The sequence below is a fragment of the Micromonospora sp. NPDC057141 genome (genome assembly GCF_042670805.1).
Lineage (GTDB): Bacteria > Actinomycetota > Actinomycetes > Mycobacteriales > Micromonosporaceae > Micromonospora.
This window is the reverse complement of record NZ_JBHUVA010000016.1, coordinates 49297-75194: the sequence shown is the minus strand read 5'-3', so window position 1 is coordinate 75194 and position 25898 is coordinate 49297. Positions and strand designations below refer to the sequence as shown.

Sequence of the window (25898 nt, the reverse complement as noted above, 5' to 3'; positions counted from 1 at the left end):
GTCGGCGTCGATCGGCGGTCAACTCTAGACGGCGGCCGGGCAGCGGCCAGGGCGACCGGTAACCGGGGGGCGGTCCCGCACGCGGCTGCCTATCCTTGGCGACGACATGCAGAATCCAGCCGCTCCCGCCGCAGCCGCCGCTCCCGCCGCGTCCGACACCGTCCGCGAGCTGCACCGTCGCCTGCCCGCCCTGATGTTCCGCGACCAGCGCCGGCTCCAGCGGCGCCTCGACGGGGTACGCCGGCTGCGCGACCCGCAGCGGCGCGAGGCCGCGCTCGCCGAGGTCACCGCCGACGTCGCCCGGGCCGAACAGCGGCTCGCCGACCGCCGCGCGGCCGTGCCCGTGATCACGTACCCGGCGGGGCTGCCGGTCAGCGAGCGGAAGGACGACCTGGCCGCCGCGATCCGCGACCACCAGGTGGTGATCGTGGCCGGCGAGACCGGCTCCGGCAAGACGACCCAGCTGCCCAAGATCTGCCTGGAGCTGGGGCGCGGCGTGCACGGGCTGATCGGGCACACCCAGCCCCGGCGGCTGGCCGCCCGCACCGTCGCCGACCGCATCGCCGAGGAGCTGGGCACCGAGCTGGGCGACGCGGTCGGCTACAAGGTCCGCTTCACCGACCAGGTCAGCGACCGCAGCCTGGTCAAGCTGATGACCGACGGCATCCTGCTCGCCGAGTTGCAGACCGACCGGATGCTGCGCCAGTACGACACGTTGATCATCGACGAGGCGCACGAGCGCAGCCTCAACGTCGACTTCATCCTCGGCTACCTGCGTCAGCTCCTCCCCCGCCGCCCCGACCTCAAGGTGGTCATCACCTCGGCGACCATCGAGACGGACCGGTTCGCGAAACACTTCGCCGACGCCGAGGGCCGGCCCGCGCCGGTGGTCGAGGTGTCCGGGCGGACGTACCCGGTCGAGGTGCGGTACCGGCCGCTGGTCGAGATCAGCGAGAGCGAGGACGACTCCGGCGACGACGAGGAGAACGTCCGCGACCAGATCCAGGCCATCGGCGACGCCGTCGAGGAGCTGGCCGCCGAGGGGCCAGGCGACATCCTGGTCTTCCTCTCCGGCGAGCGCGAGATCCGCGACACCGCCGACGCGCTGGGCAAGCTGGTCGGTTCCAAACGGTCGCTGCTGGGCACCGAGATCCTGCCGCTGTACGCGCGGCTGTCGGCCGCCGAGCAGCACAGGGTGTTCGCCCCGCACACCGCGCGGCGGGTGGTGCTCGCCACCAACGTCGCGGAGACCTCGCTGACCGTCCCCGGCATCAAGTACGTGGTGGACCCGGGCACCGCCCGGATCTCCCGCTACTCCAGCCGACTCAAGGTGCAGCGGCTGCCCATCGAGCCGGTGTCGCAGGCGTCGGCCAACCAACGCAAGGGCCGCTGCGGGCGCACCTCGGACGGCATCTGCATCCGCCTCTACGACGAGTCCGACTTCGACTCCCGCCCCGAGTTCACCGACCCGGAGATCCTGCGCACCAACCTGGCCTCGGTCATCCTCCAGATGACCTCGATCGGGCTGGGCGACGTGGCGGCGTTCCCGTTCATCGACCCGCCGGAGGGGCGCAACATCGCCGACGGCGTGCACCTGCTGCACGAGCTGGGCGCGCTGGACCCGACCGAGGCCGACCCGGCGAAGCGGCTCACCCCGCTGGGCCGGCGGCTGGCCCAGCTCCCGGTCGACCCCCGGCTGGCCCGGATGGTGATCGAGGGCGAGCGCAACGGCTGCGCCACCGAGGTGGTCGTGATCGCCGCCGCGCTGTCCATCCAGGACCCGCGCGAGCGGCCGGCCGAGAAGCAGGCCCAGGCCGACCAGGCGCACGCGAGGTTCGCCGACAAAGAGTCGGACTTCGTCGCGTACCTGAACCTGTGGCGGCACCTGCGCGAGCAGCAGCGGGAGCTGTCCTCCAGCGCGTTCCGCCGGATGTGCCGGGCCGAATACCTCAACTACCTGCGGGTACGCGAGTGGCAGGACATCGTCAGCCAGGTGCGCCAGGTGCTGCGTACGGCGGAGAAGGGCGACGGCCGGCGCGGGGCCGGCGCGGACCTGCCGGAGGAGATCGACACCCCGAAGGTGCACCAGTCGCTGCTGCCGGGCCTGCTGTCGCACATCGGGCTGAAGGACCCGCAGAAGCACGAGTACCTCGGGGCGCGGGGGGCGAAGTTCGCCCTGTTCCCCGGCTCGGCGCTGTTCCGCAAGCCGCCGCGCTGGGTGATGGCCGCCGAGCTGGTGGAGACCTCCCGGCTGTGGGGGCGGGTCGCCGGTCGCATCGAACCGGAGTGGGTCGAGCCCCTCGCCCAGCACCTGGTCAAGCGCAGCCACAGCGAGCCGCACTGGGAGAAGAAGCAGGCGGCGGTGCTGGCCTACGAGAAGGTCACCCTGTACGGCGTCCCGCTGGTCACCGCCCGGAAGGTCAACTTCGGGCGGATCGACCCGACGCTGTCGCGCGAGCTGTTCATCCGGCACGCCCTGGTCGAGGGCGACTGGTCCACCCACCACCAGTTCTGGCGGGACAACCGCAAGCTGCTCACCGAGATCGAGGAGCTGGAGAACCGGGCCCGGCGGCGGGACATCCTCGTCGACGACGAGACGATCTTCGCCTTCTACGACGAGCGGATCCCGGCAGACGTGGTCTCCGGCCGGCACTTCGACGCCTGGTGGAAGCAGGCCCGCCGGGAGCGGCCCGACCTGCTCACCTTCACCCGGGAGCTGCTGGTCGTCGCCGGCCGGGGCGGCGTCGCCGAGGCCGACTACCCCGACGAGTGGCGGGCCGAGGGGGTCACCCTGCCGCTGACGTACTCCTTCGACCCGGGCACCCCGACCGATGGCGTGACCGTGGACATCCCGCTGCCGCTGCTCAACCAGGTGCCGGCGGAGAGCTTCGACTGGCAGGTCCCCGGGCTGCGCGAGGAGCTGGTGATCGCGCTGATCCGGTCGCTGCCCAAGGCGATCCGGCGCAACTTCGTCCCCGTCCCCGACTATGCGCGGGCCGCGCTCGCGGCGATCACCCCCGGGCAGGAGCCGCTGCTGGACGCGCTGACCCGGCAGCTGCGCCGGATGACCGGGGTCACCGTGCCCCGCGACGCCTGGGAGCCGGGGAAGCTCCCCGCCCACCTGCGGGTCAGCTTCCGGGTGCTCGACGAGGAGAACAAGCCGGTCGCCGAGGGCAAGGACCTGCCGGCGCTGCAACGCCAGCTCCGCCAGGAGGTACGCCAGGTGGTGGCCGCCGCCGCCCCGGACGTCGCCCGGACGGGCCTCCGTGAATGGAGCATCGGCGATCTTCCCCGCACCATCGAGCAGGTCCGCGCCGGGTACGCGGTCACCGCGTACCCGGCGCTGGTCGACGAAGGGCCCACGGTCGGGGTGAAGGTCTTCGACTCCGAGGCCGAGCAGGCCGCCGCGCACTGGGCGGGCACCCGGCGGCTGCTGCGGCTGACCGTGCCGTCACCGGCGAAGTTCCTCCAGGGGCGGCTGTCCAACGAGGCGAAGCTGGCGCTGAGCCGCAACCCGCACGGCGGCGTGCAGGAGCTGATCGCCGACGCGGCCGGGGCGGCGATCGACAAGCTGATCGCCGAGGCGGGCGGCCCGGCCTGGGACGCCGACGGCTTCGCCGCGCTGCGGGAGCGGGTCCGCGCCGACCTGGTGGACACCGTGGTCGAGGTGATGGGCCGGGTGCGGCAGGTGCTCGCCGCCGCGTACGCCGTCGAGCAGCGCCTCGGCAAGACCCAGAACCTGGCCGTGGTGGCCGCCCTGGCCGACATCCGGGCCCAGCTATCGGGCCTGGTGCACAAGGGGTTCGTCACCGAGACCGGATACGCCCGCCTGTCCGACCTGCTGCGCTACCTGACAGCGATCGAGCGACGGCTGGACCGGCTGCCGGGCAACCCGCAGCGGGACCGCCAGCAGCAGGACCGGGTGGCGGCGGTGCAGAAGGAGCACGCCGACCTGCTCGCCGCGCTGCCGCCGGGCCGGCGCGGGTCGGCGGCGGTGCGGCAGATCCGCTGGATGATCGAGGAGCTGCGGGTGAACGTGTTCGCCCAGGCCCTCGGCACCCCGTACCCGGTGTCGGAGCAGCGGATCTACCGGGCGATGGACGACGCCGAGGGCCGCTGAGCTGGGTCAGTGCACCGGGGCGGGGACGGCCCGGCCGGTCGGCAGGCCCCGCACGGCGGTGGCCAGCGCGGCGGGCCGGTTCTCGGGGTACGCGTGCGCCCACCAGGCCCGGTTCTCCCGGTACCAGTGGAAGACCTCGGCCAGCCCGTCGGCGAACCGGATCTGCGGCTCGAAGCCCAGTTCCTCAGATATCTTGGTGTAGTCCAGGGAGTACCGCTGATCCTGCACCTTGCGGTCGGCGACGTGCCGCACCCGGTCCCAGCCGGCCCCGGCCAGCAGCAGGATCTTCTCGGCCAGCGCCCGGTTGGTCAGCTCGATGTCGCCGCCGATGTTGTAGACCTCGCCGGCGCGGCCCTTGGCCAGCACCAGGGCGATCGCGCGGCAGTGGTCGTCGACGTGCAGCCACTCGCGCACCGCGCCGCCGTCGCCGTGCAGGGTGATGTCCCCGCCGGTGAGCAGGCTGGTGACGAAGCGCGGGATCACCTTCTCCACGTGCTGGTACGGGCCGTAGTTGTTGGCGCAGCGGGTGATCGACACGTCGACGTCGTAGGTACGCCAGTACGAGCGCACGATGCAGTCGCTGGCCGCCTTGGACGCCGCGTACGGGGAGTTGGGCTCCAGCACGCAGCGCTCGGTCCACGAGCCCTCGGTGATCGACCCGTAGACCTCGTCGGTGGAAACGTGCACGACCCGGCCGACGGCGGCGCGGGCGCAGGCCGCCATCAGGTGGTGCGAGCCCATCACGTTGGTCTCGAAGAACGGGGCGGGGTCGTCGATCGAGCGGTCGACGTGCGACTCGGCGGCGAAGTGCACCACGGCGTCGTGCCCGGGGACCAGGTCGGCCAGGAGCGGGCGGTCGCAGAGGTCGCCGCGTACGAACGTCAGCAGCGGGTGGTGGGCGGGCAGGTTGTTCCGGTCACTGGCGTAGGTGAGCTTGTCGAGCACCGTGACGTGGCAGTCCTCGAAGCCGACGTACCGCCCGCCCAGCAGGCTCCGGGCGAAGTGCGAGCCGATGAAGCCGGCGCCGCCGGTAACCAGGATCCTCATGTGGTGGCCTCCCTGCCACGCGAGCCCGCGCGCTTGGACTGTTCCCTCGGCAGGCCGACGGGCGTCTTGCCTGCAACAAGGCTTCACCATAGGGGACGAAGAAGACGAATAGGTGCTGTATGACCCTCTTAAGGACTATTTAACCCAGAGCAGACAAGGCTGCTCAGCGGGGCTCCACACCGGGCGGCAGCTCGTCCTGCTCGGTGGCCGTCCGCACGTACTCCAGGAGGATCCGGCGCAGCTCGCGGCCGGCGTGGGTGGGCACCACGTCGCGGCGGCGGGCCACGGCGATGGTCCGGCGCACCCCGGGCGGTGCCAGCCGGGTGACCCGGACGCCGGGGCGGCGGGCCACCACCATGCCGGGCACCAGCGCCACCCCGAGCCCCGCCTCGACGAAGCTCAGCACGGCGTCCATCTCGCCGCCATCGACCGACAGGGTGGGCTCGAAACCGGCCTCCCGGCAAGCCTGGAGGGTGGCGTCGCGCAGGTCGTAGCCCTCCCGGAACATCACCAGGGGCTGGCCGCGCAGGTCGGTGACGCGCAGGTCGCCGGAGGGCGGGGTGCCGGGCACCTCGCCGAGCGAGGCGACCACCAGGCTCTCCCGCAGGATCTCCTCGGTTTCCAGGCCCGGGTCCGCGCCCTGGGCAGGCATGATGATCAGTGCGAGGTCGAGGTCGCCGCGCAGCAGGTCGCGGACGAGGTCCTGCGAGCCGCCCTCCTCCACCCGCAGGTCGACGGCGGGGTGGGCGTCGCGGAACCGGCGCAGCACGGGCGGGGCGAGCGAGGTGGCCAGGCTCGGGGTGGCGCCGAGGCGGACCCGGCCGCGCCGCAGCCCGACCAGCTCCTGCACCTCCCGGGTGGCGGTGTCGACGTCGGCGAGGATGCGCCGGGCCAGCGGGAGCAGCACCTCGCCGGCGGCGGTGAGGGCGATCCGGCCCCGCACCCGCTCGAACAGCGGGGCCCCGAGGCCGGTCTCCAGGGCGTGAATTTGCTTACTCAACGACGGCTGGGTGATGCCGACGACGTCGGCAGCCTGGGTGAAATGTCGTAGTTCCGCGACGGCGACGAAGTACCGGAGCTGATGCAGCTGCACTCGCATAGCCTATGGCTATCGAGACTGCGAGGTCGATGCATTGGACGACTGATCCCAGGTCTCCTAGCGTCGGCCGGGTGGTGGTACTCACGAAATCCCGGTCGCCCATCCGCTCCAACGTCGGCCTGAAGGCCGTCATGGCGGTGACGGGCATCCTCCTGGTGCTGTTCCTCGTCGCGCACATGCTCGGCAACCTGAAGATCTTCACGGGCGAGACCGCGTTCGACCACTACGCGCACTGGCTGCGCGACATCGGCACGCCGGTGCTGCCGTCGACCTGGTTCCTGTGGATCCAGCGCACCGCGCTGCTGGCGGCCGTGCTGGCCCACATCGGGGCCGCCACCACGCTCGCGCTACGCGCCCGCGCCGCCCGCCCGGTCCGGTACGCACACCGCAAGAAGGTCAACGGCAGCTACGCGGCCCGCACGATGCGCTGGGGCGGGGTGATCATCCTGCTCTTCGTGATCTACCACATCCTGGACCTGACCACCGGCCACCTGAACCCGCAGGGCGACCCCGGCAACCCGTACGGCAACGTGGTCGCCGACTTCGCGCCGGACCGGTGGTACGTCACCCTCTTCTACACCCTGGCGGTCGTGGCGCTCGGCTTCCACCTGCGCCACGGCGCGTTCAGCGCGTTCCGCAGCCTCGGCCAGCAGACCCCCGCAGGCGAGCGCCGGGCGCGCGCCGCCGCGCTGGGCTTCGCCGTCGTGCTCTGCGCCGGCTACCTCGTGGTCCCCTTCGCCGTACTCACCGGATTGGTGGCCTGACCATGGACCTGTTCACCGAGGGCGACCCGATCGCCGACGCCCGGGCCCCGCAGGTGCCGATCGAGACCCGCTGGGACCGCCGCCGCTTCGAGGCCAAGCTGGTCAACCCGGCCAACCGGCGCAAGCTGACGGTGATCGTGGTCGGCACCGGCCTGGCCGGCGGCTCGGCCGCCGCCACGCTCGCCGAGCAGGGCTACCGGGTCCGGTCGTACTGCTACCAGGACAGCCCGCGCCGGGCCCACTCGATCGCCGCGCAGGGCGGCATCAACGCCGCCAAGAACTACCGCAACGACGGCGACTCGGTGCACCGGCTGTTCTACGACACCGTCAAGGGCGGCGACTTCCGCTCCCGCGAGTCCAACGTGCACCGGCTCGCCGAGGTCTCGGTCAACATCATCGACCAGTGCGTCGCCCAGGGCGTGCCGTTCGCCCGCGAGTACGGCGGCCTGCTCGACACCCGCTCCTTCGGCGGCGCGCAGGTGCAGCGCACCTTCTACGCGCGGGGCCAGACGGGCCAGCAGCTGCTGCTCGGGGCGTACCAGGCCCTGGAGCGGCAGATCGGGCTGGGCAACGTGGAGATGAACGCCCGCCACGAGATGCTGGAGCTGATCGTCGTCGACGGCCGGGCCCGGGGCATCGTGGTACGGGACCTGGTCACCGGCGAGATCACCAGCGAGTTCGCCGACGCGGTGGTGCTGGCCTCCGGCGGCTACGGCAACGTCTTCTACCTCTCCACCAACGCCAAGGGCTGCAACGTCACCGCCACCTGGCGGGCGCACCGCAGGGGCGCGTACTTCGCCAACCCCTGCTACACGCAGATCCACCCGACCTGCATCCCCGTCTCCGGCGACCACCAGTCGAAGCTGACGCTGATGAGCGAGTCGCTGCGCAACGACGGCCGGGTCTGGGTGCCGAAGGCCAAGGGCGACGACCGCGCCCCGAAGGACATCGGCGAGGACGAGCGGGACTACTACCTCGAACGGATCTACCCGTCCTTCGGCAACCTGGTGCCCCGCGACATCGCCTCCCGGGCGGCGAAGAACGTCTGCGACGCCGGACGCGGCGTGGGCCCCGGCGGGCTCGGCGTCTACCTCGACTTCGCCGACGCCATCGACCGGCTCGGCCGCAAGGCGATCGAGGCCAAGTACGGCAACCTCTTCGAGATGTACGAGCGGATTACCGGCGAGGACCCGTACGAGGTGCCGATGCGGATCTACCCCGCCGTGCACTACACGATGGGCGGCCTCTGGGTCGACTACGACCTCCAGTCGACCATCCCCGGCCTGTTCGTCATCGGCGAGGCGAACTTCTCCGACCACGGCGCGAACCGGCTCGGCGCGTCCGCGCTGATGCAGGGCCTCGCCGATGGCTACTTCGTGCTGCCCAACACGATCGCCAACTACCTGGCGGCCGGCCCGTTCGAGCGGGTCGACGCCAGCCACCCGGCGGCCGTGGCGGCACGGCGCGACGTCGAGGACCGGATCCGGCGGCTGCTCGCCGTCGACGGCGACCGGACGGTCGACTCGTTCCACCGCGAGCTTGGCCAGCTCATGTGGGAGCACTGCGGCATGGAGCGCGACGAGGCCGGGCTGCGCAAGGCCATCGACGAGATCCGGGCGCTGCGCGAGGAGTTCTGGAGGCGGGTCCGGGTCCCCGGCGACGGCGACGGGCTCAACCAGTCGCTGGAGAAGGCCGGCCGGGTGGCCGACTTCTTCGAGCTGGCCGAGCTGATGTGCGTCGACGCCCTGCACCGCGAGGAGTCCTGCGGCGGCCACTTCCGGGCCGAGCACCAGACCCCCGACGGCGAGGCGCAGCGCGACGACGACCGGTTCGCCTACGTGGCGGCCTGGGAGTACGCCGGCGGCGACGAGCCGGCCGTGCTGCACAAGGAAGACCTGAATTTCGAGTACGTGCACCCGACGCAGCGGAGCTACAAGTGAACCTGACCCTGCGCATCTGGCGCCAGTCCGGCCCCGCCGACAAGGGCCGGATGGTGGCCTACCAGGTCGACGACGTCTCCCCCGACATGTCGTTCCTGGAGATGCTCGACGTGCTCAACGAGCGGCTGATCCTCTCCGGCGAGGAGCCGGTGGCGTTCGACCACGACTGCCGCGAGGGCATCTGCGGCATGTGCGGTCTCATGATCAACGGTGCCGCGCACGGCCCGCAGCGCGGCACCACCGCCTGCCAGCTGCACATGCGCCAGTTCTCCGACGGCGACACGATCGACATCGAGCCGTGGCGGGCCCGGGCCTTCCCGGTCGTCAAGGACCTGGTGGTCGACCGGGGCGCCTTCGACCGGATCATCGCCGCCGGCGGGTACGTCACCGCGCCGACCGGCAGCGCCCCCGAGGCGCACTCCGTGCCGGTGGCCAAGGCCGACGCCGACGCCGCGTTCTCCTCGGCCGCCTGCATCGGCTGCGGCGCCTGCGTGGCGGCCTGCCCGAACGGCTCGGGCCTGCTGTTCACCGCCGCGAAGGTCACCCAGCTCTCGCTGCTGCCGCAGGGGCAGCCGGAGCGCTACACCCGGGTCGTCGGCATGGTCGACGCGCACGACGAGGCGGGCTTCGGCGGCTGCACCAACGCCGGCGAGTGCACGGCGGTCTGCCCGAAGGGCATCCCGCTGAACACCATCGGCCGGCTCAACCGCGACTACCTGGCGGCCACCGCCAAGCGCGGTGGCATCCCGGGTTCCTGACCCTGATGCCGGCCCTGGCCGGGACGGGCTCGGGTCGGCCCCGCAGGCCCTAGGGAGCTGCCCCGGCTGTGCGCCCTGAGTCGCCGCGAACCCGACGCCGCACGCCAGCGCCCCCGCGAACCGACCGCCCCACAGCCCGCCGCCCCACAGCCCGCCGCCGCGAGCCGGCGCCGCATGGACGCCGCCGCATGCCCCGTCTATGCGGGCAGCTCCACAGGGCGCGCAGGAGACCCTTCCTCCCCCGGCAGGGCGGGCGAGGGCTCCCCCGATGGTGCGCCGGCCGGGGTCGCGGGGTAGCCGGTTCAACGGCCGTCAAGGGGGGTAACAAGGGCAAGCGGGACGTCCGGGTCGAGGGCGTACCGGACCCGCGCATCGAGGAGCCGACGGACGCGATCGTCCGGATCACCTCCACCGCGATCTGCGGATCCGACCTGCACCTGTACGAGGTGCTCGGGCCGTACCTCAAGCCCGGCGGCACCATCGCCGTGTTCGGGGGCTCGGCCCGGTCGGGCAGTTCTGCGCCCGGGTCGGCCGGCACCTAGCGGCGGGGCCGGACCAGGCTCGTGCTGCGGCGGACTACCGTGTACTGCGGGACACCGGCGGAGGGGGCGGACGACGATGGGGACGCAGGCGGAACGGACGGCCGAGCGGGCGCTGGCGCGGCGGCTGCGCGGCGCGGCCGGGCTCGCCGCCCTGGCCGGCCTGGCCTGGGTGGTCCGGGACGTGCCGGCCGCCCTGGGCGGGCGGCTCACCGGGGCACGCGCCGAGCGGGCGGCCCGCTCCCCGCAGTTCCGCGACGGCGCCTTCCGCAACCGGGCGAGCACCCGGACGATGGCCGGAACACCCGACCGCAACCTGGTCCGCGAGCTGATCTTCGGCAAGCAGAAACGCCGGCCGACCGCCGCCGTCCCGCTGCTGCGCCCGGTCGACCCGCCGGCCACCGCCGCCACCGAACGCGAGCTCGGCGTCGTCTGGTACGGCCACGCCTCCGCGCTGATCGAGATCGAGGGCCACCGGGTGCTGGTCGACCCGGTGTGGAGCGACCGGTGCTCGCCGTCGCCGCTGGTCGGGCCGCGCCGGCTGCACGAGCCCCCGGTGGGCCTGCACGAGTTGCCCGCCGTGGACGCGATCGTGATCTCCCACGACCACTACGACCACCTCGACCTGGCCACGGTGCAGGCGCTGACCGCCGGGCAGTCCGCGCCGTTCCTGGTGCCGCTGGGGGTCGGGGCGCACCTGGACCGGTGGGGCGTGCCGGAGCAGCGGATCGTCGAGCTGGACTGGTCGGAGAGCCACCGGGTGGGCGGGCTGACGATCACCGCGACCGCAGCCCAGCACTTCTCCGGCCGGGGGCTGCGCCGCGACGGCACGCTGTGGAGTTCGTGGGTGGTGGCCGGGGCACACCGGAGGGCCTTCTACACCGGCGACTCCGGCTACTTCGACGGGTACGCCGAGATCGGCGCCGAGCACGGTCCGTTCGACGTGACGCTGATGCAGATCGGCGCGTACGACCGAGCGTGGCCGAGCATCCACATGTTCCCGGAGGAGGCCGTCGCCGCCCACCTCGACCTACGCGGCGGGCTGCTCCTGCCGGTGCACTGGGCGACGTTCAACCTGGCCCTGCACGACTGGTCCGAGCCGGTGGACCGGCTCTGGGCGGAGGCGAAGGCCCGCGACGTGCGGCTGGCGGTGCCCCGCCCCGGCGAGCGGGTGGTGGTCGACGACCCGCCGGCGGTCGACGGCTGGTGGCAGTCGATCGCCTGAGGAGGCCCAGAGCCTGAGCCTCCGCAGAGCCTGACCGCCGCCGGCGCTCAGAGCACGAAGGCGTCGGTCCAGAGCGCGCCGGAGCGGCCCGACAGCGCGTCCAGCATCGCCACCGCCTGGCCGTCGGTGAGCTGCGCGACGAAGTCGATGATCGCCCTCCCCCGGGCCCGGCCGATCCGGTCCGGGGTGCGCGGGTGCAGCTCCGCCTCGGCCAGTTCGACCAGGTCGTGCAGCCGGCGCGGCAGCCGGGACTCCTCCTCCGGGTCGAGCAGCCACTCCCACAGCGCCTCGACGAGGGTGCCGAGCAGCCGCGCCTGGCCCCGCTGGTGCAGCGCCAGGTCGGGGCGGGCCAGCACGAACCGGTGGTGGACGAACTTGAGCACCTGCACCTCGTGCCACTGGGCCGGGGCGAGCAGCACGTGCCCGGAGCGCACCGACGGGGACTCGGTCACGGTGATCGCGTCGACGAACCGGGTGGTCCACCGGGCGGAGAACCGGGCGACGTACTGCTCCGCCTCGATCGAGCCGTCGAACGGCAGCGCGAGCAGCCCTTCGACCAGTTCCTGCCGGACGTGCTCGACGGCGGCGGCGAACGCCTCGTCGTCGGCGATCCAGCCGTCCTTGCGGTGCAGCTGCCGGCGCAGCCGCTCGATGGCCGCCCCGGGCCTGCGGCCCACCCCGTCCAGCGCGGGGCCGGTGACCGCCCGCAGGTGGTCGTGCTCCCGCTGCCAGGCCATCAGCTCGGCGGCCACGGCCCCCTGCTGGAGCACCCCGACGCGGTAGAAGTCCTCGACGTCGTGGATGGCGTACGCGATGTCGTCGGCGGTGTCCATCACCGACGCCTCCACGGTCTGCTGCCAGTCGGCGATCCGCCCGGCGAACGGCTCCCGGGCCTGCCGCAGGTCGGCCAGCTCCGTCCGGTACGCGCCGAACTTCGCCGACCCGCTGTCCGGGTCGTCGGGGGGCGCGGCGGCGCCCCGGGGCTGCGGGACGAGGTGCCGGGGGTGCGGGTCCGGGTGGTCCAGCCGGGTCCACGGATACTTCAGCAGGGCCGCCCGGACCGCCGCCGTCAGGTCCAGGCCGGTGGTCGCCGCGCCGCGGATCTCGGTGCTGGTGACGATCCGGTACGACTGGGCGTTGCCCTCGAACCCGTCGGCGAGGCCCAGCCGCTGGCGGGCCAGCCGGTCGAGCACCCGCTCCCCCAGGTGCCCGAACGGCGGGTGCCCGAGGTCGTGGGCGAGGGCGGCGGCCTCCACCACGTCGGGGTCGCAGCCGCCGAGGGAGTCCAGCAGGTCCCGCCAGCGCTCGTCGGCGGTGAGCCGCTCGGCGATCGCGCGGGCCACCTGGGCCACCTTGAGGCTGTGGGTGAGCCGGTTGTGCACCAGCAGGCCGGAGCCGCCCGGGCTGATCACCTGGGTGACCCCGCCCAGGCGGGCGAAGAAGGGCGAGGCCACGATCCGGTCCCGGTCGGCCCGGAACGGGCCGACGGCGAGGTCGCCGAGGGCCCGCGCGCTGCCGCCGAAGAGCCGCCGTGCCCGAGGGTCAGCCGGTTGTTCCATGATCGCCACGCTAGCGCAGCCGGCGGTGGCGCACGTCGGGTCGTCCCCGGCGGGTGCGGCGCGGGGCGTCAGGGGTGGGCGGCACAATGCAGGGCGGAACCCACACGAAGGCGGATGAAGATCGTGACCCAGTCTGTGCACCAGCGGATCGCCGACGAGCTCGGCGTCGCCGAACGTCAGGTCCGGGCGGCCGTGGAGCTGCTCGACGGCGGCGCCACCGTGCCGTTCATCGCCCGCTACCGCAAGGAGGCCACCGGCCTGCTCGACGACGCCCAGCTGCGCACCCTGGAGGAGCGGCTGCGCTACCTGCGCGAGCTGGACGAGCGCCGTGCCGCGGTGCTGGAGTCCATCAGTGGCCAGGGCAAGCTCGACGAGGCCCTGGAAGCGCAGATCATGGCGGCCGACTCGAAGTCCCGGCTGGAGGACATCTACCTGCCGTTCAAGCCGAAGCGGCGCACCCGGGCGCAGATCGCCCGCGAGGCCGGGCTGGAGCCCCTCGCCGACGCGCTGCTGGCCGACCCGGGCGAGGACCCGAGGGAGCGGGCCGCCGGGTTCGTCGACGCCGACAAGGGGGTGGCCGACGCCGCCGCCGCGCTGGACGGCGCGCGGGCCATCCTCGTGGAGCGCTTCGCCGAGGACGCCGACCTGATCGGCACGTTGCGGGAGCAGATGTGGTCGCGGGGCCGGCTGGTCTCCCGGGTACGCGACGGCCAGGAGTCCGCCGGCGCGAAGTTCGCCGACTACTTCGACTTCGCCGAGCCGTACGTAAAGCTGCCCTCGCACCGGATCCTGGCGATGTTCCGGGGCGAGAAGGAGTGCGTGCTCGACCTGACGATGGCCCCGGAGACCGAGGGTGACTCAGACGCCCCGGTCACCGGCCCGACCCGCTACGAGGCGGCGATCGCCGGCCGGTTCGGCGTCAGCGACGCCGGGCGGCCCGGCGACAAGTGGCTGACCGACACGGTGCGCTGGGCCTGGCGCACCCGGATCCTCATCCACCTCGGGGCGGACCTGCGGATGCGGCTGTGGCAGGCGGCCGAGGAGGAGGCCGTGCGGGTCTTCGCCACCAACCTGCGTGACCTGCTGCTCGCCGCGCCCGCCGGCACCCGGGCGACGATGGGCCTCGACCCGGGCCTGCGCACCGGGGTCAAGGTGGCGGTGGTCGACGCCACCGGCAAGGTCGTCGCCACCGACACGATCTACCCGCACGAGCCGCGCCGGCAGTGGGACGCCTCGATCGACACCCTCGCGAAGCTGGCCGGGGCGCACGGCGTGGAGCTGGTCGCCATCGGCAACGGCACCGCCAGCCGGGAGACCGACAAGCTCGCCGGCGAGCTGATCAGGCGACACCCGGAGCTGAGCCTGACGAAGGTGGTCGTCTCGGAGGCCGGCGCGTCGGTCTACTCGGCGTCGGCGTACGCCTCGCAGGAGCTGCCGGGCCTGGACGTGTCGCTGCGCGGCGCGGTCTCCATCGCCCGCCGGTTGCAGGACCCGCTCGCCGAGCTGGTCAAGATCGATCCCCGCTCGATCGGGGTGGGCCAGTACCAGCACGACCTGTCCGAGGTGAAGCTCTCCCGCTCGCTGGACGCCGTGGTGGAGGACTGCGTGAACGGCGTCGGCGTCGACGTCAACACCGCCTCCGCGCCGCTGCTCACCCGGGTCTCCGGCATCGGCGCGGGGCTGGCGGAGAACATCGTGCTGCACCGGGACGCCAACGGCCCGTTCCGCTCCCGCACCGATCTGAAGAAGGTGTCCCGGCTGGGCCCGAAGGCGTTCGAGCAGTGCGCGGGCTTCCTGCGCATCCCCGGCGGCGACGACCCGCTCGACTCCTCCAGCGTGCACCCGGAGGCGTACCCGGTGGTGCGGCGGATCCTGGCCCGCACCGGGCAGGACCTGCGCTCCCTGATCGGGCAGAGCGCCATCCTGCGCGGGCTGCGGGCCACCGACTTCGTCGACGACACCTTCGGCCTGCCCACCGTCACCGACATCCTGGCCGAGCTGGAGAAGCCGGGGCGTGACCCGCGGCCGGAGTTCCGCACGGCCACGTTCGTGGAGGGCGTGGAGAAGATCGGCGACCTGACCCCCGGCATGATCCTGGAGGGCGTGGTCACCAACGTGGCGGCGTTCGGCGCGTTCGTCGACGTCGGGGTGCACCAGGACGGCCTGGTGCACGTCTCGGCGATGTCGCGCACGTTTGTGAAGGACCCGCGCGACGTGGTGAAGTCCGGCGACGTGGTCCGGGTGAAGGTGCTCGACGTCGACGTGCCGCGCAAGCGGATCTCGCTGACGCTGCGGCTGGAGGACGAGGCCGAGACCGGCCGGGGTGGCCCGGACGGCGGGCAGGGCGGCTCGGACGGCGGACGCCACGAGCGCGGCGGGCCCCGGGCCGGGCAGCCCGGCGGGCGCGGCGGCTCCCGGGATACCCCACCGCGCGACGGCCAGGGGCGCGGCGGGCCGCAGCAGCGGCAGGGCCGGGGCGGCGGGGCGTCCGCGCCGGTCAACGACGCGATGGCCGAGGCGCTGCGCCGGGCCGGCCTGGCCTGATCGGCGCGGGTGGGGCCGCCGCCGGTGCCCCCGGCGGCACCCGTTCCCGCCCCGGCACCACCTGCGGAGGTTCCCGGGTGCGCGGTCGCACCGCTCCCCGGGGCCGTGGCCCGCAGGTGGCACGCGGGTCGCGTACCGTCGCTCGGGTGGGTGACGACGACGGCCCGGCGTGGCGGGAGCGGCAGCGGCGGGCGGTCCGCGCGCACGCCGAGGCGGACGAGCGGCGGCGGGCGGACGAACACGCCAGGGCGGCAGAGATCGTGTCGTGGTTCGTGGCCGAGGCGACCCGGCGGGCGCTGCCGACGACCCGGCTGCACGCCCGGTCGTACGACGGCCGGGCCCGCTACCGCACCCGGCTCACGGGCTGGTATGTCGACCGGGCCCGCAGCCGGGCGGTGGACACCGCCGGGCGGTGGTACCTGCTGACCGTCCCGGCGAGCCTGCGTGCCCTGGTCCTCGGAGCCGACCCGCCGCCCTCCCCCGCCCCCCTGATCGTCGGCGAGGGCGGGCGCGACGGCGAGTCGATCCCGCTGCGGGACCTGCTCGCCCGGCGGCTGGACGAGGATCCCGATCAGGGCTGAACGAGCCGATGCGGGCCACGGGAGGCCGCGGCCCGGAGCGCATCGACGGCGAGCGTGACCTGCGGTGAGCGTGACCTGCGGTGAGCGGCCCGAACTCGGGGCCGACCACCATCGCGCCGACGATCAGGACGGGTTGGTCGAGCAGGACGCCGATGCCGGCGATCATGGTGGCCACCACGATCAACACCAGGTAGGTGCCGGACAGTTCCGTCTGCTCGCCGGCCTTGGTGGCCACCCCGTCCCAGACCACCGCGTCCGCTCCGCTGCCCGGCACGGGTGAGGACGGCCAGATGGGTCACTCCCGGATCGGCTGCCAGCAGGTCGGCCACCACCGAGGACTCGTCCGCTGGCGCGGTCACCCTCAGGTGCAGCACGTCGGACCCGCCTGTGCCACGGCTTCCGGCCGGCAGCGCTCTACGCCCGGCCGGGCCGGGCGTCCGTAACGTCCTCCCCCGGTCCTGGTTAAGAGGTTGTCCGCAAACACGTGGAACACGGCACCGGGCACCCCGCGGCCCGCGTGCTCCGCACCTGTCACTCGGGAGGTCTGCATGGTGGATCAGCACTGCGGTGGTCAAGCCGCCGCGCCCCGGCGGGTACACCTGTCACCGCCGGATGTCGGTCCCCGCGAGGAGACTCTCGTGCTCGCGGCGATGCGTTCGGGTTGGGTGGCTCCGGCCGGGCCGGACCTTGACGCCTTCGAGCGTGAGCTGGCCGACCGGGTGGGCTGCGGCCACGCGCTGGGGGTCAGCAGCGGGACCGCGGCACTGCACCTGGCACTGTTGGCGGTGGGCGCCGGGCCCGGTTCGGTCGTCGTGGTGCCGACGCTGACGTTCGTGGCCACGGCCAACGCGGTGACGTACACGGGAGCAAAGCCGGTCTTCGTCGACTGCGACCCCGCGACCGGTAACCTCGACGTCGACCTGCTGCCCGGCCTGCTCGACGACCTCGCCAGTTGTGGGCGACGGGTCGCGGCGGTCGTGGCGGTGGACCTCAACGGCAGCTGCGCCGACTACCGGCGGCTGCTGCCGATTTGCACGGCAGCGGGAGTCCCGGTCGTCGAGGATTCGGCGCAGGCTCTCGGCTCGTCGTACGGCGGGCGGCACGCTGGCACCTTCGGCCGGCTCGGCGTCTTCTCGTTCAACGGCAACAAGATCATGACCACGTCGAGCGGCGGTGCACTGGTCTGCGACGATCCCGCACTGATCGCCCAGGCCCGCAGGTTGTCCACCCAGGCGCGCGAGCCGGTCGCCCACTACGAGCACTGCGAGGTCGGCTACAACTACCGGCTGAGCAACGTCCTCGCGGCGCTCGGCCGGGCACAGCTGCACCGGCTCGATGGCATGATCGAGCGACGGCGGACCGTACGGGAACGCTACGCCAAGCTCTTCGCCTGCGTGCCGGGCGTTCGCATCCTCGGCGACGGCGACCCCGGCGCGAACTGCTGGCTGACGACCCTCGTGGTGGATCCGGCGACCGCCGGTTGGCGGGCCGACGAGCTGGGCGAGCACCTGGCCGGCCACGACATCGAGTCCCGGCCGGTGTACAAGCCGATGCACCGGCAGCCGGTTCACCTCAGCCGTCATGCGGTGGTGACTGGCGCGGCGGACCGGCTTTTCGCCACCGGCATCTCGCTGCCGAGCGGGTCCACCCTCGTCGGCGCCGACGCGGACCGTGTGTTCGGGGCCGCGGAGCAGTTCCTGGAGCAGCGTCGGTGACCGGTGCGGCAGGAGACGGCGGCGCGGCTGGCCTGGAGCTGGTGATCGTTGGTTGCGCGGGGCACGGCCGGGAGTTGCTCGACATCGTCCACGCGATCAACGAGGCCGCGGCGGGCACTGCCTGGCGGGTGCGGGGCTTCGTCGACGACACCCCGACGGAAGTGAACCTCAAACGCCTCCAACGCCTCGACGTGCCGTACCTCGGCTCCCTGGTCACGCTGGGGGACCTGCCGACCGGCACCCACGTCGCGGTGGGCATCGGTGACCCGCGCAGCCGCCGGCGAGTGGCGCGGCGAGTGGCGTCGCACCGACTCCCGGCGGCCACGCTGGTGCACCCGGACGCAACGCTCGGCACGGACGCCGAGCACGGCGAGGGGCTGGTCCTCTTCGCCGGCGCCAGAGTGACCACCAACGTCACTTTTGGGCACCATGTCCAGTTGAACCAGAACGTGACGATAGGGCATGACTGCGTAGTGCGTGATCACGTATCGGTGAATCCACTGGCTGCAGTGTCGGGGGACTGCCACCTCGACGAGGGGGTGCTGGTCGGAGCCGGGGCGGTCGTGCTTCAGGGGCTGCGGATCGGCGCGGAGGCGACCGTCGGCGCGGGGGCCTGCGTCGTACGGGACGTCCCGGCGGGCACCGTGGTCAAGGGGGTACCGGCGCGGTGAGGCGCTCCGGCGAAGACACCCAGGCAGCGCCGGGAGACCCGCAGGACAACGCGGAGGGCGTCGGGCCGCTACGGATCGTCGTCCTGGTCAAGACCAACCAGGGTGGGCTGTTCATCCTGCCGCAGGTGGACGAGTTGCGGGCCCGCAGGCACGAGGTGTCGGCCATCCTGCCGCCCGGCACCGGTGCCCTCACCACCGAGCTACGTCGGCGTGGCGTCATCGTTTACGAGTCGCCCGTCGACTTCACGCTGCGGCCATCAATGCTCGCCGGGCTGCTCAGGTTGCGCGGGCTGATCCGCCGCCTGCGCCCCGACGTTCTGCAGTACCACCTGATCTCGTCGGCCTACGTGGCCCGGATCGCCACTCTCGGCCTGCCGCTGCGCCGTGTCCACATGGTCGCCGGACCGGCGTACCTCGACTCGCCACCGATCCGGACCGCCGAAAGACTGCTGTGGCGGCTCGACGACCGGATCATCTGCGGCTGCCACTACGCCTCGCGCCGCTACGGCGACCTCGGCTGCCCGTCGCCACGACGCGCCGTCGCGACATACGGGGTGAACACCGACGACTTCGCCCCCCGCGCCTGGGACGGCGACGACCGGGCGAAGGCACGGGCCGAGCTCGGCATCCCGCAGGACGCCTTCCTCGCGGTGATGGTCGCCTACGTCTACCCGCCGAAGCGCCTCGTGCACCGCGGACGAGGAGTCAAGGGCCACGACACACTCCTTCGGGCCTGGCAGGTCTTCACCGCCACACATCCACGCGCCCATCTGCTGATCGTCGGCGGGAGCACCGGGCCGGCCGGCGAACGCTACCGCCGCCGACTGATCGACCAGTTCCGCGTGGAAGCCGATCCCACGATCACCTGGCTCGACACGGTGGCGGACGTACGGCCGTGTTATCACGCAGCCGACGTCAGCGTCAGCCCCTCGCTGGGTGAGAGCCACGGGGCGGCGGTACAGGCGGGCGCGATGGGAGTACCGAGCATCGTGAGCGACGCCGGGGGACTGCCCGAGACCGTCGACGAGCGGTCCGGCTGGGTGGCGCCCCGGGACCACCAGACGGCGCTCGTGTCGGCGCTCGCGCAGGCCTATCGGGAGTCCGAGGAGGGGGTGCTGGCCGCCCGGGGGGCAGCCGCCCGCAGCCGGATGGTCGACCTGTTCGACAACCGCCGGGCGGCGGAGCACGTGGCGGACCTGTTGGAACAGGTTGCCGCCGGGGCGTCAGCGCGGTGAGGAGCATGACGCGCCCGCAGACCCCCGCCGGCGTGCAGAGGCCGTGGGAGGTCGGTTCGGCGTTCCCGCTGGTGCTGCCGACCGGATCGGGCGGATCGCGGATTCCCCAGCCCGCTCGGCTGTACGGCTCCGGACGGCAGGCCCTGATGGCCCTGCTGCAGTTCGGTATCCGGGAGTACGGCTGGACGGCGGTGCACGTCCCCGCGTACTACTGCCCGCCCGTCGCCCACGCGATGGCCGGGGTGCTGCCGGTCCTGTCGTACGACGCCGGCCCGGCGGAAGGCACCAGCCCCGACTCCGTGCGACCGACCGAGGTGGTGCTGGCCGTCTCCTATTTCGGGATCCCCCCGACACCGCCCGGCAACCGGGGCGCCGCGCTGATCGTTGACGCCACCCACGACCCGGTCGCCCCGTGGCTGGTCGACCTGCCCACCGAGTACGTGGTCGCCTCGCTGCGCAAGACGCTGCCCCTGCCGGATGGAGGAATGCTCTTCTCGCCGGCCGGACATGCGCTGCCCGGGGAGGCGCCGACCGACGCGCGGCACGCGGCGACGGCCGCGCGGGCGCTCACGGCCATGTGCATCAAGGCTGCCTACCTGGCCGGGGGCGCACTTGCGAAGGAGTCCTACCTGGCGCTGTACCGGACCAGCGAGCAGGACATCGGCGCCGCCGGGGTCAGTGGCCCCTCGCGGTACACCCGACTCGCCCTGGACGCGCTGCCTCTCGACGAGTTCCGGCGCCGCCGCCTGGACAACGCCGCCCGACTGGCCCACGGCTTGCCCGAGGTGCCCGGGCTGGCCGTGCGCGTCACGCCGTTCGGCGTGATCTGCGAGTTCGACGCACCAGCAGTCAGGGAAGCCGTCCGCCAGGGACTGGTCGCCCGGGACATCTATCCGGCGGTGCTGTGGGACCTTCCCGAGAACGCGCCCGCCCGGCAACGCGCGTACTCCCAGCGGATGCTGCACCTGGTGACCGACTTCCGCTACCGGCCCGCCGACATGGACCGAGTGGCGGTTTCAGTCCGGGACCTGGCGGAACGCCTCGGTTCGACGGCGTGCGCCCCCACGGGCCCGGAGGTCGTCACCCATGCCGCCAGGCCTGCCACGACAAGGGGGTCGGCATGCTGACGGGACGACTCGTCGAACTGCGGCCGATGGAGGCTGGCGATCTTCCGTTCCTGGCGGAACTGTCCAATCACACCGTGGTCCGCACCCACGTGGTGGACTGGCACTGGCCGGTCGTGCCCGATGCGCAGCGGGAGTGGTTTCAGCGCGCGGCGGCGGATCAGCACACGCGACGACTCACCGTCGTGGATCCGGCATCAAGGGAACCGGTGGGGCTGACGGGGCTCTGGAGCGTCGACTGGCACAACCGATCGGCGCTCAGCGCCATCAAGTTGATGCCCGGAAGGACCCCGCGTGGGGCCGGTACCGACGCGTTGATGCTGGTGATGGCCTGGGCGTTCCACGAGGTCGGCCTGCGCCGGCTGCACACCACCATCCTGGACTTCAACGCCGCCAGCCTCGGGGTGTACGTCCGCAAGTGCGGGTGGCGGGTGGAGGGCCGGGAACGGGAGTCGGTGTTCCGCGGGGGTCGGTGGTGCGACCTCTTCCACGTCGCCGCGCTCCGTCCCGACTTCGCTGTCCTGCCGGATGCCGCCGAGTACGTGGAGAGGGTGTGCGGGCCGGCCCCGGTGCCCACACCCGCTCAACGCGACAGCCGGTCCGGGCTGCCGAGCGGGGAACCCTGGACAGCCGCGAACCCAGGGGCGTGAGGCGCCACCCCACGTAGGGCGCGGCCCGCCGGCTTCACCGGGCCCACCTCACACCGGGGCACCCGTCCGACACCTCGCGGCATTAGCACGATTTTTCAGTAGATACCGCTTCTAACCATTTAGCGATGATGCATAGTTAATGTCCGGATCCAGATTCGGGACGGGAGACCTTCCATGAGCCCACCCCCAGTTACCCCGCCGGCCCGCGCCACGTCCCGGCCGGAACCGGGCACGGTGGCCGGGCGAATCGGGCTCTCGACGCCCGACCTCGGACCAGCCGAAGAGGCACACCTCGTCCGCGCCTTCCGGTCGGGCTGGCCGGGCCCCTCCGGTCCGGAGATCGATGCCTTCGAAGCCGAGCTCGCCATCCGGGCCGGCACCGCCCACGCGGCGGCGGTCAGCTCCGGCACCGCCGCCCTGCACCTGTCCTTGTTGGCACTCGGCATCGGCCCTGGCGACGTGGTCCTGGTTCCCACCTTCACCTTCGCCGCCACCGCCAACGCGGTCAGCTACACGGGGGCCCGGCCGGTGTTCGTCGACTCCGATCCGGCCACCGGCAACATCGACGTTGATCTGGTGGCCGAAATGCTCGCCTCCCCGGCGATGACCGACGCCCGTGTCGCCGCTGTCATGTCCGTGGACATCAACGGCACCTGTGCCGACTACGACCGGCTGACGCCGATCTGCGACGCGGCAGGCGTCCCGCTGGTCGAGGACGCCGCACAGGCGCTCGGCTCGACGCACCGGGGCAGACCGGCGGGCTCCTTCGGCCGACTCGGCACCTTCTCCTTCAGCTGGAACAAGATCATCACCACCTCGTCGGGCGGCATGGTGGTCTCCGACGAGGAGGCCCTGATCACTCGGTGCCGGCACCTGGCGAGCCAGGCGCGCGAGGCGGTCCGGCACTACGAGCACCGGGACGTGGGCTACAACTACCGGCTCACGAACCTCGCCGGCGCCCTGGGGCGTGCGCAGCTCGGTCGGCTGGACAGCCTGGTCGAGCGCCGCCGGGCGCTGCGCGAGCGGTACGCGAAGCTGTTTGCGTCGGTCGACGGCACCCGCATCCTCGGCGACGGCGACTCCGGTGCCAACTGCTGGCTCACCTCGGTCGTGGTCGACCCGGACGTTGCCGGCTGGGATGCCACCCAACTCGCCGCGCACCTGCACGAACGCGGCATCGAGACCCGCCCGATGTGGAAGCCGATGCACCGGCAGCCGGTCTACGCCCACTGTCGCGCCGTGGTGACGGGCGTCGCCGACCGGCTGTTCAGCACAAGCGTCTCGCTGCCCAGCGGTTCCGCGCTGACCGACGACCAGATCGACCGAGTGATGGATGCCATCGACGAGTTCGTGAGCCAGCGATGACAGCCGAGCTGCAGATCGAGACCGCTGCCAGCATGCCGCAGGACCTGGCGGTCCCCGACATCTACTTCACCGCGGGCTACGGGCTCGCCACGGCGACGGCCGAGAATGCGAGCTGGCGCCTCGCCCGCTTCGGCGATCGGATCCTGCTGCCGTACCTGGTGCGACCTGTGGATGCCGTGACGACGGATGCCGCCACTCCCTACGGCTACTCGGGCATCCACGTCGCGTCCGGCTGCCCTCCCACCGAAGTCACTGAGTTCTGGTCCCAGGCCGTACGACACTGGCGCGCCGAGGGAATGGTCACGCTCTTTCTGCGCTTCTCCCCGCTGGACGAGTCCTCGGTCGAGGCGGCCCGCGCTCTCGGGGCGTTCGTCCTGAACGACATCGGCGACACCGTGACCGTTCCGGTCAGCGGCGGTGCGGCAGCAGTCTGGAACACCATGCAGGGAAGAGCCCGGACGGCGGTGCGCAAGGCGCGCAACGCGGGCCTGGAGGCGGGTATCCGGCCCGCCGGCGAGAACGACGTGGCACCGGGTGCACCATTTCGCAACCTGTACGAGAGCACGATGCGCCGCGTGTGCAGCAGGCCCGACTACGTCTTCCCCGACCGCTACTACCAGCAACTGTTGGCCGGAGTGGGCAAAAGCCTCTTCGTCGTCGAGGTCACCGGCCGCGACGGTGCGACCGTGGCCGCCTCGCTGGTGCTCCGGCACGGCGACCGGGTCCACTACCACCTGTCTGGTTCAGAACGCGACGCCGCCCGTCAGGGCGCCAACAACCTTCTGGTCTGGACCATCCTCGCCTGGGCAGCCGGCATGAACTGCTCGCTGGTTCACCTCGGCGGCGGGCTCCGGCCCGACGACCCGCTGTTCGCCTTCAAGCGATCCTTCGGCGGCCTGCGCACACGACGTTTCACTGCCTCGATAGTGCTCGACCCCGACCGGTACGGGGCCCTGGTCGCCGCTCGGGCTCAGAGCATGCGACGACAGGTGGACGACCTTCTGGACACCGGCTTCTTTCCGGCCTATCGACTGCAGGAGCTGTGATGGGGTGGCAATTGTCGGCCAAGCGGGCGATGGACGTGGTGGCCGCCTGTACGCTGCTGGTCGTTTTGGCGCCAGTGATGGCGTTCGCAGCGCTCGGCACGCTGATGACCACCGGGCGGCCGGTCCTGTTCCGGCACGTACGGCCAGGGCTGAACGGCGAGCCGTTCACGATGTACAAGTTCCGCACCATGCGCCCTGCCGGGTCTCACGAGCAGTACTGGACTACCGACGAACTGCGGCTCACCGCCTTCGGTCGGCTGCTGCGCCGCACCAGCCTCGATGAGCTGCCCCAGTTGCTGCACGTGGTGACCGGGACGATGAGCCTGGTCGGGCCCCGCCCGCTGCTGATGGAGTACCTGCCCCGCTACAGTGCGCGGCACGCCCGACGGCACGAGATGCGACCAGGGATCACCGGCCTGGCGCAGGTCAACGGCCGCTCGGCGCTGTCCATGGGCGAGTTCCTCGATCTGGATGTCCGCTACGTCGACAACTGGTCCCTGCGGCTGGACGTGATCATCCTGCTGCGTACGTTGGCGATCCCCTTCCGTCGGGGCTACATCCCCGGCCTGCAGCTCTCCGATCGCGACGATGTGGAACTGATGTACTCGTCGCTGAGCCCGATCGGCGCGAACGGCAACGAACGGCAGGGCCCCCGGCGATGAGGGTGGTCGTCACCACCGAGTCCCGCTACGTCCGCACCCCGGACCGGCGGGTGTGGACGCGGTCCATCCCCGATTACCAGTTCTGGAGGCGCTACCTGAACGCCTTCGAGCGGGTACAGGTGGTGGCCAGGGTAGCCGAACAACCCAACGTGCCGACAGACGCGCTGGCCGTCGAGGGTGACGGCGTCGAGGTGACCGCACTGCCGTACTACGTCGGCCCAAATGGGTACCTCCGTCAGCGGGCCCGCATCGGCCGAGTGCTCGCCGGGGTCGCCGGCGTGGAGGACGCCGTGATCCTACGGGTGCCCTCGGCGCTCGGCTCGCTGCTGGCGAGCGTACGCATCCGGCAGGGCCTCCCGTACGCGTTGGAGGTGGTGGGCGACCCGTACGACGTGTTCGCGCCCGGGGTGATACGCCACCCACTTCGGCCGCTGCTGCGCCGGCGGTTCGCCGCGCGACTGCGCCACGAGTGCCGTGCTGCGGTCGCCGCGTCCTACGTGACGGAGTCGTACCTGCAGTCCCGTTACCCCACCGCGCCGGGCAGTCCGGCTGCGGCGGTGTCGAGCATCGACCTTCCTTCGGAGGCGGTCGCCGCGACGCCCCGGTCGGTGGAACGTTGCGCGGTCAAGCCCGCCACCATCGTTACCGTCGGCACGCTCGACCAGCTCTACAAGGGGTTCGACACCCTGATCCGGGCGGTCGCACTGCTGGCCGGCACCGGCCACGACGTGCACCTGGTGCACCTCGGCACCGGGCGTTTCCGGGCGGACCTCGAGACCTTGGCCGCGAGGCTCGGCGTAGCCGACCGGGTCACCTTCGCCGGCTGGGTGCCGGCGGGTGCCGCGCTTCGCGGGCGGCTCGACGGGGCGGACCTGTTCGTCATGCCGTCCCGCACCGAAGGACTGCCGCGGGCCTTGATCGAGGGCATGGCACGTGGCCTGCCTGCCCTGGGAACCGCGGTGGGCGGCATTCCCGAGCTGCTGGCACCTGACGACCTTGTGCCGCCGGACGATCCGGCCGCCCTCGCGATCGCCATCCGGCGGCTGCTCGCCGATCCAGGGCGGATGGCCACCGCCTCGGCAAGGAATCTGGCCCGCGCCCGATCCTTCTCCCGCGAGCTGCTCGCCTTGCGGAGAGACGCCTTCTACCAGGCGGTTCGGGAAGCGACCGCCCGCAGGTCCGTGCCGGCATAGGCACCGCGGCCTCGGGGGCGCAATCGGCGGCTGGTCTGCCGGTCAGCGGACCGGCAGACCA

The 25898-nt window shown here is 72.5% G+C and carries 19 protein-coding genes and 1 pseudogene; 17 read left to right on the top strand and 3 right to left on the bottom strand.

Annotated elements, in window-relative coordinates; genetic code table 11:
* Positions 1-106 precede the first annotated feature (106 nt).
* Positions 107-4120, top strand: a complete 4014-nt coding sequence (gene hrpA / locus ACFT41_RS12365) for an ATP-dependent RNA helicase HrpA (protein ID WP_377583411.1) — start codon at positions 107-109, stop codon at positions 4118-4120.
* A 6-nt stretch (positions 4121-4126) separates the two neighbouring features.
* On the opposite strand, the gene rfbB is transcribed toward hrpA, so the two are convergent.
* On the bottom strand, positions 4127-5167 hold the full coding sequence (gene rfbB, locus ACFT41_RS12360) for a dTDP-glucose 4,6-dehydratase (RefSeq protein ID WP_377583413.1): 1041 nt from the start codon (positions 5165-5167) through the stop codon (positions 4127-4129).
* Between the two features lie 163 nt (positions 5168-5330).
* Positions 5331-6266, bottom strand: a complete 936-nt coding sequence (locus ACFT41_RS12355) for a LysR family transcriptional regulator (protein WP_377583415.1) — start codon at positions 6264-6266, stop codon at positions 5331-5333.
* Between the two features lie 74 nt (positions 6267-6340).
* Between ACFT41_RS12355 and ACFT41_RS12350 the strand changes: the two genes are divergently transcribed.
* From ACFT41_RS12350 to ACFT41_RS12330, 5 genes and pseudogenes are all read left to right on the top strand, one after another.
* Positions 6341-7030: a succinate dehydrogenase cytochrome b subunit gene (locus ACFT41_RS12350; RefSeq protein WP_377583527.1), complete on the top strand. Its 690-nt coding sequence runs from the start codon at positions 6341-6343 to the stop codon at positions 7028-7030.
* Positions 7031-7032: 2 nt separating this feature from the next.
* Entirely contained in the window at positions 7033-8970 is a 1938-nt protein-coding gene (locus ACFT41_RS12345) for a fumarate reductase/succinate dehydrogenase flavoprotein subunit (RefSeq protein ID WP_377583417.1), read from the top strand.
* A complete protein-coding gene (locus tag ACFT41_RS12340) occupies positions 8967-9728 on the top strand; it encodes a succinate dehydrogenase/fumarate reductase iron-sulfur subunit (RefSeq protein ID WP_377583419.1) in 762 nt (253 codons plus the stop codon). The genes ACFT41_RS12345 and ACFT41_RS12340 overlap by 4 nt, the downstream gene beginning before the upstream one ends.
* A gap of 329 nt (positions 9729-10057) precedes the next feature.
* A pseudogene (locus ACFT41_RS12335) lies at positions 10058-10201 on the top strand (glutathione-dependent formaldehyde dehydrogenase); the annotation flags it as partial.
* A 145-nt stretch (positions 10202-10346) separates the two neighbouring features.
* On the top strand, positions 10347-11492 hold the full coding sequence (locus ACFT41_RS12330; protein ID WP_377583421.1) for an MBL fold metallo-hydrolase: 1146 nt from the start codon (positions 10347-10349) through the stop codon (positions 11490-11492).
* Positions 11493-11539: 47 nt separating this feature from the next.
* Here ACFT41_RS12330 and ACFT41_RS12325 read toward each other — a convergent pair whose 3' ends face one another.
* Complete coding sequence (locus ACFT41_RS12325) at positions 11540-13051, bottom strand: deoxyguanosinetriphosphate triphosphohydrolase family protein (RefSeq protein WP_377583423.1); 1512 nt, start codon at positions 13049-13051, stop codon at positions 11540-11542.
* 114 nt (positions 13052-13165) lie between these two features.
* Here ACFT41_RS12325 and ACFT41_RS12320 point away from each other — a divergent pair, with 114 nt between their 5' ends.
* The 11 genes from ACFT41_RS12320 to ACFT41_RS12270 all read left to right on the top strand — a co-directional run bounded on the left by ACFT41_RS12320 (position 13166) and on the right by ACFT41_RS12270 (position 25837).
* Complete coding sequence (locus tag ACFT41_RS12320) at positions 13166-15595, top strand: Tex family protein (RefSeq protein ID WP_377583425.1); 2430 nt, start codon at positions 13166-13168, stop codon at positions 15593-15595.
* 146 nt (positions 15596-15741) lie between these two features.
* Entirely contained in the window at positions 15742-16176 is a 435-nt protein-coding gene (locus ACFT41_RS12315) for a hypothetical protein (protein WP_377583427.1), read from the top strand.
* 548 nt (positions 16177-16724) lie between these two features.
* Positions 16725-17891 (top strand): DegT/DnrJ/EryC1/StrS family aminotransferase, encoded by a 1167-nt coding sequence (locus ACFT41_RS12310; RefSeq protein WP_377583429.1) that lies wholly within the window; start codon positions 16725-16727, stop codon positions 17889-17891.
* Positions 17888-18562 carry a NeuD/PglB/VioB family sugar acetyltransferase gene (locus ACFT41_RS12305; RefSeq protein ID WP_377613810.1) on the top strand — a complete coding sequence of 225 codons (675 nt, stop codon included), beginning with the start codon at positions 17888-17890 and terminating at the stop codon, positions 18560-18562. The genes ACFT41_RS12310 and ACFT41_RS12305 overlap by 4 nt, the downstream gene beginning before the upstream one ends.
* Entirely contained in the window at positions 18559-19797 is a 1239-nt protein-coding gene (locus tag ACFT41_RS12300; RefSeq protein WP_377583431.1) for a glycosyltransferase family 4 protein, read from the top strand. The genes ACFT41_RS12305 and ACFT41_RS12300 overlap by 4 nt, the downstream gene beginning before the upstream one ends.
* A 5-nt stretch (positions 19798-19802) precedes the next feature.
* Positions 19803-20924: a hypothetical protein gene (locus ACFT41_RS12295; protein ID WP_377583433.1), complete on the top strand. Its 1122-nt coding sequence runs from the start codon at positions 19803-19805 to the stop codon at positions 20922-20924.
* Entirely contained in the window at positions 20918-21571 is a 654-nt protein-coding gene (locus ACFT41_RS12290) for a GNAT family N-acetyltransferase (RefSeq protein ID WP_377583435.1), read from the top strand. The genes ACFT41_RS12295 and ACFT41_RS12290 overlap by 7 nt, the downstream gene beginning before the upstream one ends.
* A gap of 174 nt (positions 21572-21745) precedes the next feature.
* Complete coding sequence (locus tag ACFT41_RS12285; protein WP_377583437.1) at positions 21746-22936, top strand: DegT/DnrJ/EryC1/StrS family aminotransferase; 1191 nt, start codon at positions 21746-21748, stop codon at positions 22934-22936.
* On the top strand, positions 22933-23982 hold the full coding sequence (locus ACFT41_RS12280) for a GNAT family N-acetyltransferase (protein ID WP_377583439.1): 1050 nt from the start codon (positions 22933-22935) through the stop codon (positions 23980-23982). The genes ACFT41_RS12285 and ACFT41_RS12280 overlap by 4 nt, the downstream gene beginning before the upstream one ends.
* Positions 23982-24644, top strand: a complete 663-nt coding sequence (locus ACFT41_RS12275; protein ID WP_377583441.1) for a sugar transferase — start codon at positions 23982-23984, stop codon at positions 24642-24644. Before ACFT41_RS12280 ends, ACFT41_RS12275 begins: the two co-directional genes overlap by 1 nt.
* Positions 24641-25837, top strand: coding sequence for a glycosyltransferase (locus ACFT41_RS12270; protein WP_377583443.1), 1197 nt, complete (start codon positions 24641-24643; stop codon positions 25835-25837). Before ACFT41_RS12275 ends, ACFT41_RS12270 begins: the two co-directional genes overlap by 4 nt.
* Positions 25838-25898 lie beyond the last annotated feature (61 nt).